Below are 13,527 nucleotides of genomic sequence, written 5' to 3'. Positions count from 1 at the left end.
GGCCCCGGACTCCCCGGGCGCGGCAGTCGGTGGCGCTCCCTTCGCTCCTCGCTTCTGGCGGCTTCCGGCCGCCGTGGTTTCGCTTCCGATAGCACTGCAGTTCCGTTTCAGTTCCGAGATGACACCGACACCATCGCCACCCACGGACGAATCGACGACGAATAGCCAGCCACCGACCGACGACGAAACCAGCGACGAAACCGACAGTGAGGCCAGAACCGACGGCACTCTCGTCACCCCCTACGCCGTCCGCGGCGACATCGATTACGACCGACTGCTCGAGCAATTCGGCGCCGACCGCCTCACCGACACCCAGCGGGAGCGATTCCCCGATCACCCGACGGTCCGGCGAGGAACGTTCTACGCCGGCCGTGACGTCGACGCCTTCCTCGAGGCCGCCGAGGCGGGCAACCCGCACGCGATCGTCACCGGACGCGGCCCGTCGGGGCCGATGCACCTGGGCCACGTCCTCCCCTTTTACCTCGCGCGGACGATCCAGCGCGAGACCGGCGCCACCGTGTACCTGCCGGTCTCTGACGACGAGAAGTTCCTCGCGAAGGACCAGTCCTTCGCGTCCATCGGCGAGGCCACGCGCGAGAACCTCCGGGATCTACTAGCCGTCGGCTTCGATCCCGAGCGGACCCGAATCGTGATCGACACGGCCGACGCGGACGTGATCTACCCGGTCGCCGTTCGCCTGTCGAAACACCTCACTCCGGCGACCGTCGAGGCCGTCTACGGCGAGCAGGACACCGTCGGCCTGCAGTTCTACCCCGCCGTCCAGGCGACCCACCTCCTGCTCCCGCAGCTCGTCTCGGGTCGCCAGCCGACCCTCGTCCCCATCGCCGTCGACCAGGATCCTCACGTTCGCGTTTGCCGAGACGTCGCTGCCAGAGAGGCGCTCCCGGTCGAGAAGCCGGGCGCCCTGCTGGGTCGATTCCTCCCCGGCCTCGAGGGGCCCAGAAAGATGAGTTCCTCGGGCGCGGCACCGTCGATCGAGCTGACCGATGGCCCGGAAGCCGTCGCCGACACGATTCGTGAACACGCCTACAGCGGCGGCCGCTCGAGCCTCGCAGCCCATCGCGAACACGGCGGCGATCCGACGGTCGACGTGGCCTTCCAGTACCTGCGCTACGGATTCGAACCGGACGACGACCGCCTCGCTGACGTCGCAGCCGACTACCGCGACGGGCACCTCCTCAGCGGCGAACTCAAGGAACTCGCCGCCGAACGAATTTCGGAATTCCTGACCGACCACCAGCGTCGCCGGGCAGCCCTCGGCGACCTCGAGGACGAACTCGAGCCATATCGATTGACGGAGGCGGAGCGGCGGGCGGCGCTCGAGGCGGCGGGCGTGCCACGGCTGGACTAACCTACTCCTCGAGCGAGCGATGCGAGACGCTCGCTCGAGCGAAGACGCCCGCAACGCGAGCCTAACGGCTCGAGGCGCTCACACGGGCCGTCTGCATCGCGTCGCTGTTGAACGCCGCGCCGATCCCCCCGCGGGAGTCGATGGCGATCACGCCGGCGCTCGAGCCAGTCAACTCGCCGAACTCCTCGATGGCGAGGTCCGTGGCCGCCTGGGCGTCCTGCCCACGCTCGACGTGGCGGGCGACGCGCCGCGAGAGGGTGGCCCGGGCGATGTCCTCACCGGCACCCGTCGCGCTCACGCCGGCGGCGGGGCAGGCGTAAAAGCCCGAGCCGACCTGGGGAACGTCGCCAACGCGGCCCGCGAGAGCGAGCCAGCGCCCGCCCGTGGAGGTGGCGGCCGCGATCCGCTTGCCATCGAAGGCGACCGCACCAACGGTGTCGTGATCCTTCGGGTCGTCCCGGCCGTCGGGGTCGGATTGCCCGTACTGGTCGCGAATCCACTCGAGCTGGGCTTTCGGGCCGCCGTCGGGCGCCTCTAGACTGGCCCACTTCTCCCGGGTACGTTCCGAGCGGAGGTCCACGCCCGTCTCGATTCCATATTCCGCGGCGAGCGCGACCGCGTGCTCGCCCGAGACGAACCCGTGGGGCGTCTCGTCCATGACCAGGCGGGCGACGCTGACGGCGTGTTCGACGCCGGGCATCGAGCAAGCCGCGCCCACGCGTCGGTCGTCAGTCATGATCCCCGCGTCGGTTCGGACGACGCCGTCGCTCTGTATGGCGCCGCCGACGCCCGCGTTGAACCGGGGCGAGGACTCGAGGACGTGAATCGCGTTCTCGACGGCGTCGATCGGCGTCTCGCTCTCGGCGCCCTTGTTCGCGGCCGTCTCGAGGACAGTTTGCCTGGATTCGGGCGCTTCGGGAGCGGTTCCGGCACCGCCGTGGACGATGACCTGCAGCTGTGACCGTGAGGACATACTGTGAGGCGGTTTCGGAACCCAGATTATTCTTGCCATCCCGCCGGCAGCCCAGTGGCGACGAACCGCCTACCTGAGACAATCCCACACACTTAGGAGGGCACCGCTTGTACGGACCGGCGATGAGCCCGGTCGCGTTTCTGGTCATCTTCTGTGCGACGATGACCGCGATTGCTGCCAGTCGTGTCGACTGGACCGCCAGCGACGAGTTCGGCGAACCGGAGGGAACGACCGGCGTCGTCCTCGGGTTTATGATCCTCGCCATCCGCTGGTTCGGCCTCGCGGAGGGGTGGCTCTCCTCGCGGTGGCTCTCGCTCGCGCTCGCACTCCTCGGGGCGGTCGCCGTCGTCCTGGGTCTGGTCGTACTGGCCGGCGACTCGAACGCGGACGACGCCCAGGACGCGAACGCGCTCGAGAAGTGAGCGCTAGCCAGCCCAAATGGGAGGTCTTTTACCCCCGAGCAAACCACCTACGAACGATCATGAGCTACGAGCAAGTCGAGGTCCCCGCGGACGGGGAGAAAATTACGCTCGCCGACGAGGAGACCGGCGAACTCGACGTACCGGCAAACCCGATTATCCCGATTATTCACGGCGACGGTATCGGCACCGACGTCGGTCCCGCCGCCCAGAAAGTACTCGACGCCGCCGCGGAAGCGACCGGCCGGTCGATTTCCTGGATGCGCGTCTACGCCGGCGAGAGCGCCCGCGAGCGCTACGACGAGAACCTCCCCGAGGACACCGTCAGCGCGATTCGCGAACACCGCGTCGCGATCAAGGGCCCGCTGACGACCCCCGTAGGGGCCGGCTTCCGCTCGCTCAACGTCGCCCTGCGACAGACGCTCGACATGTACGCGAACGTCCGCCCGACCTACCACATCGACGGCGTCCCCTCGCCGGTCAAAGAGCCCGAGAAGATGGACATGATTACCTTCCGGGAAAACACCGAAGACGTCTACGCCGGCGTCGAGTGGGAAGCCGGCACCGACGAGGTCGAGCAGGTTCGCACGTTCCTCGAGGAGGACATGGAAATCGCGGACGTCATCCACGACGGCCCGGTCGGTATCGGCGTCAAGCCCATCTCGGAGTTCGGTTCGAAGCGCCTGATCCGCGAGGCCATCGACTACGCCATCGCGAACGAGCGAGACTCGGTCACCCTCGTCCACAAGGGCAACATCATGAAGTTCACCGAAGGGGCCTTCCGTGACTGGGGCTACGAACTCGCCGAGGAGGAGTACGGCGACGACGTCATCACCGAGGACGAACTCTGGGACGAGCACGACGGCGACCAGCCCGAGGGCACCGTGGTCGTCAAGGACCGCATCGCCGACAACATGCTCCAGCAGCTGCTGACCCGCACGGACGACTACTCGGTCATCGCGACGATGAACCTCAACGGCGACTACATGTCCGACGCCGCCGGCGCCCAGATCGGCGGCCTCGGCATCGCCCCCGGCGCCAACTTCGGGCACGGCCGCTGTCTCGCCGAACCCGTCCACGGCTCCGCGCCGAAGTACGCCGGTCAGGACAAGGTCAACCCGACCGCGATGATCCTCTCGGGACGGGAGATGCTCGACTACCTCGGCTGGAAAGACGCCGCCGACCTCGTGCGCGACGCCGTCGAGGAGACCATCTCCTCGGGAACCGTGACCTACGACCTCCACCGCCAGATCGACGGTGGCGAGAAGGTCGCCACGAGCGAGTTCGCCGACGCCGTCGTCGAGAACATCGAAAAACTGTCGTAGGCAGTTTTTCGAGCAGTCAGATTCCGTCAGCATCTGACGACATCGAAAACTGTCGTAAACATCCTCTCGACGCGGAACCCGGCACTATCTATCGATTTTATAGCCGAACTCGAGTAGCACGTTCGAATCTCGGCGACAATCGCTCGAACGGATACTCGCTCTCGATACGGCCCAGCGAGTCCCCGTAGCGAAACCTTCGTTCTCACCGACGCGAATCGTTGCTACGTCTCGAGCGCGGTGCTCAGGAATCGGCGGCGCCGTACGTCTCGAGCGATTCCCACTCCAGGCGAAGCAGTTCGCGGATGCCGTGTTCGAGAATTGCCTCGCCCATCCCACTCGCCCGGTAGTACGAGTGGAGGCCACGGCTGTCGGGCGTCTTCCGCTTCCGGTTTTCGACCAGCCCTACGTCGACCAGTTCGTCGAGGTGGTAGTGCAAGGTGTTCCCGCGCAGGTCGAGGGCCTCCCGGAGCTCGGTCGCGCTCATGGCACCAGCCTCGACGAGGGTGTTGAGGATGCGAAATCGGTACTCGTTCCCGATCGCCCGCTGCATGTCGAGATACGCCTCGAGCGGGAGGACGCTGTGCTCGGGGAGGAGCCCCTCGTCGCCCGATCGTCCGACGTCGCCGTGGGATGCACCTGCCATTACCGGAACGTAGTTCCGCCACCGTCTTAACAGTTCTCGAGTCGAAAGATGCTGATATCGCGCATATTTAAATAGTGTCCGTTCGTCGACCGACCCGATGCGCGACCGCCTCCGCGACGCTCTCGATCCGGTTCCCCGCGAACGCTTTCTCGTCTATCTGATGGGACCGTACAAGTCGATCGATTCCGGTTCCAAAGCCGAAGCCGACGGCGACGACGACCTCTTCGACCTGCTCGTCACGCTTCGCGACCGGCTTCGAACCGAGTCCGGCGTGAACGCGTTTCTGGCTGTCGACCCCGAGATTCCGCTCGAGGAGGTCGACGCGGCGACCCAGAGCATCGCGTTCGCCCGGGCGAGCAACGCGGTCGTCTTCGTCCTCCCGTTCTCCGGGGAGAACCTCGGGGTCGGCATCGAGGTCGGCTCGGTACTCGAGGACGTCTACCAGTCGGCGGACCCGGAGCGAGCGGAGCGAACGCTGGTCGTTCACGAGGCGGGCGTCCGAAGCGCCATGCTCGGCGGGGTCACCCGTCGCTGGGACGCGACGGTCTACGACTACGAGGACGCGGACGAACTCGCCTTTCGAACGAAGGAGTTCGTCGGGAACGTCATCGCCCGGGAAGCAGCTGGGTCGCTTTCGAATCTCGAGTGACGTTCGTCGGCGTTCGCGACGGCGATCCACACTCCGCCGGGACGGAGGTGACGCTCGAGCGACGGAACGAGAGCGCCGCGGCCGCGACTCGAGTAGCGGCTGAGTCGCTACTCCTGCCAGGTCGGATTCTCTCGCGGCGGGTCGAAGATGTCCACGCCGCGAACCGTCTCCTCGCCGCGATTCTCGGCAGCGTGGGGCTGGCCTCCGGGGAGACCGTAGGCGTCGCCCGGCCCGCAGACGACCTCCTCGCCGTCGGTCAGGAGCGTCAACTCGCCCTCGTAGATGAACCCCGTCTGCTCGTGGGGGTGGCTGTGCTCCTCGACGGCCGCGCCGGGTTCGATTTCGAAGTGCTGGACGTTCATCGAGTCGGTCCCGGCCATGATCGCGAGGTGGACGCCATCGGCGGCTTCCGTCGTCTCGAGGTCGGATAGCGATACGTGATCCATGCGTCCGAATGGACGGCCACCACCGTAACGATTTGCGCCGCGGCAGGGGCGTTCACTTTCGCCACGGTTCCCGAACGTTCAACTGGCCACGCCCCGGACGAGAGCGCATGTACGCCGTCGTCGGGTGCAGCGAGTGTTCTTATCTCTGGCTGCTCGAGGGGCGATCCGAGACCACGCAGTGCCCCCGCTGTGGCTCTCGCAAGCCCTACGAGCGCCGCAAGAAGTTCGTCGAGACCGACGACCCCGACCACGCTCGCGAGGTGCGCGCCTCGATGCTCGCCAACCGACAGGGCCAGGGCGAGGCCTTCGCCCGCGTCGACTCCTTCGCCGACCTCGAGAGCAAGGTCGCAGACGGCGTCGTCAGCGACGAGGACTATCTCGAGGAATCGGGTCTCGACGTCGAGGAGGTCGCCGCCGCGGGTGAACGCGACCCGCGCCAGCCGACGAGAAGCGGGAGCAAGAAGGACGTCGTCGAGCAGGCGCTGGCGGACCTCGAGGAGCCGACCGAAGACGAGGTGATCGCCTACGCGGGCGACCGGGGGGTCGACGCGGGATACGCCCGAAAGGCCCTCGAGAAACTCGTTCGCGCCGGCGAGGTCAGCGAGAGCCGCGGGCGATATCGGTCGCTATGAGCGAGTCGCTCGAGGTCCAGCGGACGATCATCGGGCTCGGCCTCCTCCTGGCGGTGCTCGTGCTCGGCTACGGCGCGGTCGTCTCCGAAACGATTCTGGGACTCGACGCGACGACGGCCGCGATGTGGGTCCTGGCCGGAACGTTCGCCGTCAGTTCGATCGTTCACGCCTGGATCGGCCAGTACGGCTTCGCGCTGGGTCACGCCGGCGGCGCCTTCGGCTGGGGAGCCGTCTTGCTCGGTTCGAGCGCCGTCGAGGTCGGAGCCGGTCTGGCGTTGCTCGTCCTGTCGGGGGGCTATCTCGCCCTGATGGGGCGGCGCGGGGCGCGGACCGATGCAGCGTCGACCTAGCGCTCGGCCTCGCGTCGACCTCCCATTCGATTGCCCGCTCATCTCGTGAACGAGCCTCAGATGAGGCCGAACGCGGCAGCGATCGACACCGTGAGGACGACAATCGTCAACACCAGTTCGACCAGTAGCAGGTACTGGTAGAAACGATACCGCTGCAGACGGGGGGATGGGGGGTCTCGAGTCATGGGGTGGAGCGCCCGCCGGTGCTCGCCGAACGGACGCACTCTCAGCTACCGGACGACGCGAAAAGTATCGTCGCCTTGGCCCCACGGTGAAAGTAAAAGTGGATTACCGCGAGTAAAACGCCGCGGAGATGGTTCGTCGCGCAGTCTACCGATAGATGTGGGGCCAGTACTCGAGTCGACGACGAGTGAAAGTGAATATCCGGTTCGACGTCGGTTCCCGTTCCTCCTCTCAGTCTAGGTCCCGCTCCCGCTCACGACTCCGTCTTGAGTTCCCACCCGCGCTCGGTTCGCTGGACGACGCCCTCGTCGGCCAACCGCTCGAGTAACTCGGCGATAACCTCCCGCGGCGCGCCAACCTCGTGACCGAGTTCGTCGATCCCTTTGGGTTCCTGGCGAACGCTCGAGAGGACGTCGGCGTGGATGCGACTGTCCTGGCCGACGCCGACTTCCTCCGAGAGGCGGTCGAGCGTCTCGCTGAGTCGTCCCTGCACCCACCGCTGGGCGAGCGAGAGTTCGTTCTCCAGGTGCTCGAGGTCCTCGAGCGTCGAGAGGAGGCCGTCGAGGCCGTCCGACGACGCCCCGGAGACATCGAGAGAAAGGTGCCGACAGGTCGTGATGTCGAAGGTGTTGTTCTCGGGGTAGGCGCTCTTGCTGGCGAAGCCGTACGGCGAGACGTTCACCTCGAGGCGGACGTTGCGGGCGATGTGGAAGTACTTCCGTCGCTGGTCGTCAACGCGGCTCTCGACGAGGCCGGCCTCCTCGAGCTTTCTGAGGTGGTCGATGACGGCCTTCGGACTGACGCCGAGGTACTCGGAAATCTCGGTTACGTAGCAGGGTTTTCGCGAGAGGAGCCGCAGAATCCGTCGCCGGTTCTCGTTCCCGAGCAGATCCAGCAACGCAGCAGAGTCCATCTATCCGGTGTTGGCGATGGGTACTGAAAAGCGTGTCTCTCGTTTTGCAGCGTTTTCGAGTGGTTCGAAGCAAGGCCCGAGAGCGGCTTCACTCGAGCGACGGGAACTCGAGACAGTGAGTAGTGTGTGACACGGAACCGATGGCGAGCCGGTCGATCAGTCGTCGGTGTCGTTGGCGTCCTGGTCCTCGTCGGAGTCGTCGGTCGCCACGCCCTCGTCGGACGCCGATTCCTCGTCGTCGGCGCGTTTGTCGGGTGTATCGGGCGGTGACTCGTCACCGGAGCCAGCGCCTGGATCGTCTGAGGCGCCGGTACCCTGTCCATTAGTATCCTGTCCTTTGTCTTCGCTGTTACCCTGTCCCCTCTCCTCGCCGTTGCCTTCGTTCTCGTCTCCACCCGGCCCAGCTCCTTGACCGGCGTCACTCCCCTTCTCCTGACCGTTTCCCGGCGAACCGTTCTGTCCGCCAGCGTGGTCGGGTGGACCCCGCGGCGGGTCGATACCGGCGATCTGCTTCGCTCGCTCGGCGACTTCGGGACCGGCCAGTTCGGACGCGTTCGCCCGCAACGTCTGAATAGCCGTCGTATTGACGCCGGCATCCGCCGCTCGCTGCTCGGTGCGGTTGATCGAGTCGTCGACACTCGCGAGTTCGACGGTCAGGCGCGCCATTCGGACGTTGTACTCGCCCGGATGGAGGTCGTCTTTCTGCTCCTGGAGGGCCCGGTACTCCTCCTTCAGATCAGCGATCGTCGAGTTGTGCTTCTCGGTTCGTTCGGCGATCAGTTCGGCTCGTCGCTCCTCGCTGGCGTCCTGGAAGGCTGCCTCGAACATGCCATCGTCGACGGCGTGAGTGGTACTCACCGAGCTGGTTTGCATGAACGTCGACACTTCCTCCCCCATCGTCGAGCTATTCTCGGCCGTGGTCGACTCGCTCTGGCTGGTGAACGAACCGAACCCCCCGGTGGCGGCCACGGCTGGGGCGACGAGGAGGCCGACGACGGCCACAGCGACGAGACACACCACGGTACGGGTCGCAGTCATTACTCGAAGCTTCCCCAAACACGACTAAAAAGACGGAGTTTCGTTCGGACCGTTTTTGCGTTCACCAGAACCGTTCGAACCGTTTTGAGCGTTCAAATCACCCGTGGGCGCCGCCGTCCGTCGACTGGCAATTCGGGCGTCGTTACCAGACCAGTCGCCTGTGTTCGCGTGCTCGAGCGGCCTCGAGCCATTCGAAAGGACGCTGAAAGCACTCACTGATAAGGTATTCGCACAATAGTTATACGATATCGTGCCGTGGTATCAGGTAGCATGTTCGAAATCTTCTCTCGAAGCTACTACCTCGGTCGGCTCTACGTGACGCCCGCGAACGGCGATCAGGCCATCATGGAACGAACGCAACACGAACGGATCAACGAGGCCGTCTACACGACCGGCGAGGGAGTCGAACCGCTCGACGCCCCGCTCGTGATGAAACTCGAGTCGGGACACTTCGCCGTCCACGGCGACGATTCGGTCCCGACGAACACCCTCGCGGTTCCCGAGTCGATGCTCGAGGGATCCCAGATTCGAAACCCGCCGAGCCTCCGGGAGGTGTTCCTGGCGCGACGCGACCGGGCCGAACAGTTGCTCGGACTCGGCCTGGGGGGCTACCAGGATCGCTACCCGTCGATGGGCGAGGGCGTCGATGGCACCGACGACACCGATGGGTCCGATACTGGACGCGGACCGGGTCCGGGGCACGGGTCGGGACCAGGAACCGGGACCTAGAAGTACTCTCCATACACGTATCCGGTCGATGATCGACGAGTTGCTCGGGCGGGCGACGCTCAAGGACCGCATCGCCGACCTCGAGGAGGAAAACGAGCGACTACGTCGACGGTACGAGGCCGAATCCGATCGCCGGTCGGAAGCCGTCACGGCACGACAGACGGCCGAGCGCGAGCAGAACCGGCTCGAGGATCGGATCGCCCAACTCGAGGGCGAACTCGAGCGGCTTCGGGCTGACCGGACGGACGCCGACCTGGAAATAGACCCGCGCCGACGCGACCGCATCCGTGGCGCGGAACTATCGTCGGTCCTCGAGCGCCTCGAGTCGTTTCGAACGGGGCCGGAGGGAGCGCTGACGGCGGTGGTACCGACGGACGACGGTCCCGATTCCGCGCCCGATGTCCTGACGGAGGTGCTCGGCGAGCGGATGGCCCTGCTCGAGACCCTCGACCCCGCCGTCGTGTGCGTCGACGACGCCGAACTGGTCGCGGTCGCCCTCTCGCCACCCGTCGATCCCCGCGCCGCGGAACGCGACGCGAGACGCTCGAGCGACGGCGCCGCTGGGCCACACCTCGAGTGGGACGATCGGTTCCGACTCGAGCGCTCGTGGTTTCTCCCGCACGGACGGTTCACGCTTTCGCTCGTTCGCGCGGACCTGTTCGCCCTCGGCGTCTACGACGGCGGCGACCGCCTCGACTATCGCGGGTTCGAGAGCGACGTCAAAGGAAGGCACTCGAAGGGCGGCTTCTCACAGGGACGCTTCGAGCGCATCCGCGACGGCCAGATCGCCGACCACCTCGAGCGCTGTCGGAGCGAAATCGCCGACCGACGGGACGGCCCGCTGTACCTCGTCGGCCAGGACGAGGCCGTCTCGCGGCTGATCGAGCACGGCGTCGAACCAACGGCGACGGCCACCGTCGACGCGACGGGGAAACCGAAGGCGGCGCTCGAGGACGCGTTCCGGTCGTTCTTCACGACGGAACTGATCGTTCTATAACCATAGCTATAACTTGTATAGTATTGATTGCGGGGGTGAAAAGCGAAATTACCGGACGGGTAGAACGGTTTCGGGACGCGAAATCGGTAGCGAACTCGAGGTCGTGTCTCCTCCCGGACCGAACGTCTGCGTGTTCGGGTGCCGCCTCTAGCGGGCGCTCGTTCGGGTTGCCTCGAGAAGACGTGCGTCCAAACCCTCAATCCAGCGGGCGCGTACCGGCGCTGGCCAGGTCGCCGGTGACGACAGAATAAGGTTCCCCCTCGCCGTCTATCCGCGCATGCGCGTCGCTATCCTCGCTCACGAAAAGTTCCCCGACCACGCCAAGACGGCCCTCGGCGTGCTCCGCTACGCGGACTACGACGTCGTCGGCGTCCTCGACCGCGAGACGGCCGGCGACCGCGTCGCCGACTTTGTCCCGGACGTCCAGGACGCACCCATCGTCTCGAGCATGGCAGACCTCGAGGCCGGGAGCGTCGACGCCTTGCTCATCGGCATCGCGCCAGTCGGCGGCGGGTTCGACTCCAGCTGGCGCGAGGACGTGCGCACGGCCCTCGAGTACGGCTGCGACCTCATCTCGGGGCTGCACTACTTCCTCGAGGACGACGAGGAGTTCGCCACCCTCGCCGACGAGTACGGCGCCGACGTCTGGGACGTCAGGAAACCACACGACGAGTTGACGGTCGCCGAAGGCGTCGCCGACGAGGTCGACGCGGAAGTGATTCTGACGGTCGGCACCGACTGTTCGGTCGGGAAGATGACGTCGACGATGGAACTCGCCCGCGACGCCCGCGAGGCGGGCCACGACGCCGCGATAATTCCAACCGGCCAGACGGGGATCATGATCGAGGGATGGGGCAACCCCGTCGACCGGGTCGTCAGCGACTTCACGGCCGGATCGGTCGAAGAGATGATCCTCGAGAAGGGCGACGACCACGACTACCTGTTCGTCGAGGGACAGGGGAGCATCATCCACCCCGCCTACTCCGCCGTGACCTGCGGCATCCTCCACGGGGCGATGGCCGACAAACTGGTCCTCTGTCACGCGGCCGAACGGGAGATGCTCGCGTACGACTACGACGTGACGGTCCCGTCCATGCAAACCTACGTCGATCTCTACGAGAGTCTCGCCGAGCCAGTCTATCCAACCTCGGTCGTCGCCGGCGCACTCAACACCTACGGGCTCGAGGACGACGACGCCCGCGAGGCCGTCGACGCCTTCGAGGCCGACCTGGGGAAACCCGCCACGGACGTCATCCGGTACGGGACCGACGACTTGCTGGAGGTGTTGCTGTGAGCCTCGAGACCGGGTTCGAGCGGGTGACGATGCCGCTCGAGTTCCCGTTCACGATCGCCCGCGGGACGCAGACGACCGCCGAAAACGTAATCGTCAGGATCGAGGACGAGGACGGAACCGTCGGCGTCGGTGGGGCAGCGCCTTCGTCGCACTACGGCGAGACGGCGGCGACGGTCGAGGCGGTCCTGCCGGACCTGCTGGCGGTCGTCGAGGACGTCGGCGAGCCCCACCAGCTCGAGCGAATCGAGCGCCGGCTGCGCGAGACGATCGAACGCAATCCCGCCGCCCGGTGTGCCGTCAGCATCGCCCTCCACGACCTCGTGGCGAAGCGCCTCGACGTCCCGCTCTATCGGTACTGGGGACTCGACCCCGCCGAGACGGTCGAGAGTTCCTACACAATCGGCATCGACAGCACCGAACGAATGCGCGAGAAAACCGAGACCGCCCTCGAGCGCGGCTTCGGGACGTTGAAGGTCAAACTCGGCACCGACCGCGACCTCGAGATCGTCGAGGCGATTCGCGACGTCGCCCCCGACGTTCGCCTCTACGTCGACGCGAACGAGGCCTGGACGCCACGAGAAGCGGTCTCGCGGATCGAGGCGCTGGCCGAGTACGACCTCGAGTTCGTCGAGCAACCCGTCTCGGCGGACGACCCCGAAGGCCTTCGGTACGTCTACGAGCGAGCGGCGCTGCCGATCGCCGCCGACGAGTCCTGCCTCACCGCGAGCGACGTGCCCCAGATCGCCGAGCGGTGTGACGTGGCCAACCTGAAACTGATGAAGTGCGGGAGCCTTCGCGAGGCGCGCCGGATCGTGCACACCGCGCGCGCACACGGCCTCCAGGTGATGTGTGGCTGCATGACCGAGTCCAACGCCTCGATCGCTGCAGCCTGTCACCTCGCGCCGCTGCTCGACTACGCCGACCTGGACGGGTCGCTGTTGCTCGCGGACGACCCCTACGATGGCGTGTCGATACCAGGCGGTCGCATCGACCTCGAGGGTCTCGAGCGGGTCGGGACCGGCGTCGTTCGATCGTGAAGTCCGCTACCGGTGGGATTCCTCGCACGGGAGCAAGACAAGTCGACACACCACGTTGTATGTCAACAATCCACAAACTATTTATGCCAGCAGCTCGAAACAACGAGACCATGGCATTCGAGCGGCCTCACACCGAAACACGGGTCGTCGAGCGGTGGAATCGAGTATTCGAGGCACTCTCGGCGTCGTCGAGGCGTCGCCTCGTGGCGTCGCTGCTCGAGGTTGGGCCGACCGAGTCCGTGGCCCTTCCGGAGGCCGCCCAGCGTCACGAGGATGGAGACGACCAGCGCGCCGTCACGATCCGGCTTCACCACCGGGACTTGCCGCTACTCGCCGACGGGAACTACGTCGACTGGAGTCGCGAGCCGTTCTGTGCGAGCCGCGGCGACAACTTCGACGAACTCGCGGCCGTACTCGAGGCGATCGAGACGGCTGCTCCCACCTTCCCCGAGCAGCTCGCCGCGAGCGGGGACGGACACGGAAAGAGTGATCCGCTCCAGTACGAACGCGCTCCAGTCGACCGATAA

Annotated in this window: 17 protein-coding genes; 11 read left to right on the top strand and 6 right to left on the bottom strand. The window is 66.1% G+C overall.

Translation table 11 applies throughout. From position 1 onward, the window contains the following. Positions 1–118: 118 nt before the first annotated feature. Positions 119–1,372 (top strand): tryptophan--tRNA ligase, encoded by a 1,254-nt coding sequence (locus tag J1N60_RS04995; protein ID WP_312911197.1) that lies wholly within the window; start codon positions 119–121, stop codon positions 1,370–1,372. Between the two features lie 61 nt (positions 1,373–1,433). Here the strand turns inward: J1N60_RS04995 and J1N60_RS04990 are convergent, their stop codons facing one another. Continuing rightward, positions 1,434–2,327 carry an isoaspartyl peptidase/L-asparaginase gene (locus J1N60_RS04990; RefSeq protein WP_312912536.1) on the bottom strand — a complete coding sequence of 298 codons (894 nt, stop codon included), beginning with the start codon at positions 2,325–2,327 and terminating at the stop codon, positions 1,434–1,436. A gap of 140 nt (positions 2,328–2,467) precedes the next feature. On the opposite strand from J1N60_RS04990, the gene J1N60_RS04985 reads away from it, so the two are divergent. Together J1N60_RS04985 and icd are read left to right on the top strand one after the other, a co-directional pair. Beyond that, positions 2,468–2,767 (top strand): hypothetical protein, encoded by a 300-nt coding sequence (locus tag J1N60_RS04985; RefSeq protein WP_312911196.1) that lies wholly within the window; start codon positions 2,468–2,470, stop codon positions 2,765–2,767. Between the two features lie 59 nt (positions 2,768–2,826). After that, positions 2,827–4,089: an isocitrate dehydrogenase (NADP(+)) gene (gene icd, locus J1N60_RS04980; protein ID WP_312911195.1), complete on the top strand. Its 1,263-nt coding sequence runs from the start codon at positions 2,827–2,829 to the stop codon at positions 4,087–4,089. 241 nt (positions 4,090–4,330) lie between these two features. Here icd and J1N60_RS04975 read toward each other — a convergent pair whose 3' ends face one another. Further along, positions 4,331–4,732, bottom strand: a complete 402-nt coding sequence (locus tag J1N60_RS04975; protein ID WP_312911194.1) for an ArsR/SmtB family transcription factor — start codon at positions 4,730–4,732, stop codon at positions 4,331–4,333. Positions 4,733–4,829: 97 nt separating this feature from the next. Between J1N60_RS04975 and J1N60_RS04970 the strand changes: the two genes are divergently transcribed. Then, the gene (locus tag J1N60_RS04970; RefSeq protein WP_312911193.1) at positions 4,830–5,381 is read left to right on the top strand and encodes a DUF7509 family protein; all 552 of its coding nucleotides are present in this window, start codon (positions 4,830–4,832) and stop codon (positions 5,379–5,381) included. Positions 5,382–5,488: 107 nt separating this feature from the next. Here J1N60_RS04970 and J1N60_RS04965 read toward each other — a convergent pair whose 3' ends face one another. Beyond that, positions 5,489–5,827 (bottom strand): cupin domain-containing protein, encoded by a 339-nt coding sequence (locus J1N60_RS04965; protein ID WP_312911191.1) that lies wholly within the window; start codon positions 5,825–5,827, stop codon positions 5,489–5,491. Positions 5,828–5,934: 107 nt separating this feature from the next. Here J1N60_RS04965 and J1N60_RS04960 point away from each other — a divergent pair, with 107 nt between their 5' ends. Together J1N60_RS04960 and J1N60_RS04955 are read left to right on the top strand one after the other, a co-directional pair. Continuing rightward, positions 5,935–6,459: a DUF5817 domain-containing protein gene (locus tag J1N60_RS04960; RefSeq protein ID WP_312911189.1), complete on the top strand. Its 525-nt coding sequence runs from the start codon at positions 5,935–5,937 to the stop codon at positions 6,457–6,459. Beyond that, positions 6,456–6,809, top strand: a complete 354-nt coding sequence (locus J1N60_RS04955) for a hypothetical protein (RefSeq protein ID WP_312911187.1) — start codon at positions 6,456–6,458, stop codon at positions 6,807–6,809. The genes J1N60_RS04960 and J1N60_RS04955 overlap by 4 nt, the downstream gene beginning before the upstream one ends. A gap of 56 nt (positions 6,810–6,865) precedes the next feature. Here the strand turns inward: J1N60_RS04955 and J1N60_RS04950 are convergent, their stop codons facing one another. The 3 genes from J1N60_RS04950 to J1N60_RS04940 form a co-directional block, all read right to left on the bottom strand. Continuing rightward, the gene (locus J1N60_RS04950; RefSeq protein WP_312911186.1) at positions 6,866–6,994 is read right to left on the bottom strand and encodes a hypothetical protein; all 129 of its coding nucleotides are present in this window, start codon (positions 6,992–6,994) and stop codon (positions 6,866–6,868) included. 251 nt (positions 6,995–7,245) lie between these two features. Next, positions 7,246–7,905, bottom strand: a complete 660-nt coding sequence (locus tag J1N60_RS04945; RefSeq protein ID WP_312911185.1) for an ArsR/SmtB family transcription factor — start codon at positions 7,903–7,905, stop codon at positions 7,246–7,248. A gap of 156 nt (positions 7,906–8,061) precedes the next feature. Further along, positions 8,062–8,943 (bottom strand): hypothetical protein, encoded by an 882-nt coding sequence (locus J1N60_RS04940; protein ID WP_312911183.1) that lies wholly within the window; start codon positions 8,941–8,943, stop codon positions 8,062–8,064. Between the two features lie 270 nt (positions 8,944–9,213). Between J1N60_RS04940 and J1N60_RS04935 the strand changes: the two genes are divergently transcribed. The 5 genes from J1N60_RS04935 (at position 9,214) to J1N60_RS04915 (ending at position 13,527) form a co-directional block, all read left to right on the top strand. After that, positions 9,214–9,672 (top strand): DUF5802 family protein, encoded by a 459-nt coding sequence (locus J1N60_RS04935; protein WP_312911182.1) that lies wholly within the window; start codon positions 9,214–9,216, stop codon positions 9,670–9,672. Between the two features lie 28 nt (positions 9,673–9,700). Continuing rightward, a complete protein-coding gene (locus tag J1N60_RS04930; protein WP_312911181.1) occupies positions 9,701–10,669 on the top strand; it encodes a Vms1/Ankzf1 family peptidyl-tRNA hydrolase in 969 nt (322 codons plus the stop codon). A 277-nt stretch (positions 10,670–10,946) separates the two neighbouring features. Further along, positions 10,947–11,963: an N-acetyltransferase DgcN family protein gene (locus J1N60_RS04925; protein ID WP_312911180.1), complete on the top strand. Its 1,017-nt coding sequence runs from the start codon at positions 10,947–10,949 to the stop codon at positions 11,961–11,963. Then, complete coding sequence (locus J1N60_RS04920; protein ID WP_312911178.1) at positions 11,960–13,000, top strand: dipeptide epimerase; 1,041 nt, start codon at positions 11,960–11,962, stop codon at positions 12,998–13,000. Before J1N60_RS04925 ends, J1N60_RS04920 begins: the two co-directional genes overlap by 4 nt. Before the next feature lie 110 nt (positions 13,001–13,110). Next, on the top strand, positions 13,111–13,527 hold the full coding sequence (locus J1N60_RS04915) for a hypothetical protein (protein ID WP_312911176.1): 417 nt from the start codon (positions 13,111–13,113) through the stop codon (positions 13,525–13,527).

Source organism: Natronosalvus caseinilyticus (genome assembly GCF_017357105.1).
Lineage (GTDB): Archaea > Halobacteriota > Halobacteria > Halobacteriales > Natrialbaceae > Natronosalvus > Natronosalvus caseinilyticus.
This window is presented reverse-complemented; position numbering and strand designations above follow the sequence as displayed.

Coding starts and splice junctions, on each gene's coding strand:
- J1N60_RS04925 (WP_312911180.1), top strand. CDS start 10,947: ATGCGCGTCGCTATCCTCGCTCACGAAAAGTTCCCCGACCACGCCAAG.
- icd (WP_312911195.1), top strand. CDS start 2,827: ATGAGCTACGAGCAAGTCGAGGTCCCCGCGGACGGGGAGAAAATTACG.
- J1N60_RS04915 (WP_312911176.1), top strand. CDS start 13,111: ATGGCATTCGAGCGGCCTCACACCGAAACACGGGTCGTCGAGCGGTGG.
- J1N60_RS04970 (WP_312911193.1), top strand. CDS start 4,830: ATGCGCGACCGCCTCCGCGACGCTCTCGATCCGGTTCCCCGCGAACGC.
- J1N60_RS04965 (WP_312911191.1), bottom strand. CDS start 5,827: ATGGATCACGTATCGCTATCCGACCTCGAGACGACGGAAGCCGCCGAT.
- J1N60_RS04930 (WP_312911181.1), top strand. CDS start 9,701: ATGATCGACGAGTTGCTCGGGCGGGCGACGCTCAAGGACCGCATCGCC.
- J1N60_RS04950 (WP_312911186.1), bottom strand. CDS start 6,994: ATGACTCGAGACCCCCCATCCCCCCGTCTGCAGCGGTATCGTTTCTAC.
- J1N60_RS04960 (WP_312911189.1), top strand. CDS start 5,935: ATGTACGCCGTCGTCGGGTGCAGCGAGTGTTCTTATCTCTGGCTGCTC.
- J1N60_RS04995 (WP_312911197.1), top strand. CDS start 119: ATGACACCGACACCATCGCCACCCACGGACGAATCGACGACGAATAGC.
- J1N60_RS04985 (WP_312911196.1), top strand. CDS start 2,468: ATGAGCCCGGTCGCGTTTCTGGTCATCTTCTGTGCGACGATGACCGCG.
- J1N60_RS04975 (WP_312911194.1), bottom strand. CDS start 4,732: ATGGCAGGTGCATCCCACGGCGACGTCGGACGATCGGGCGACGAGGGG.
- J1N60_RS04940 (WP_312911183.1), bottom strand. CDS start 8,943: ATGACTGCGACCCGTACCGTGGTGTGTCTCGTCGCTGTGGCCGTCGTC.
- J1N60_RS04945 (WP_312911185.1), bottom strand. CDS start 7,905: ATGGACTCTGCTGCGTTGCTGGATCTGCTCGGGAACGAGAACCGGCGA.
- J1N60_RS04955 (WP_312911187.1), top strand. CDS start 6,456: ATGAGCGAGTCGCTCGAGGTCCAGCGGACGATCATCGGGCTCGGCCTC.
- J1N60_RS04935 (WP_312911182.1), top strand. CDS start 9,214: ATGTTCGAAATCTTCTCTCGAAGCTACTACCTCGGTCGGCTCTACGTG.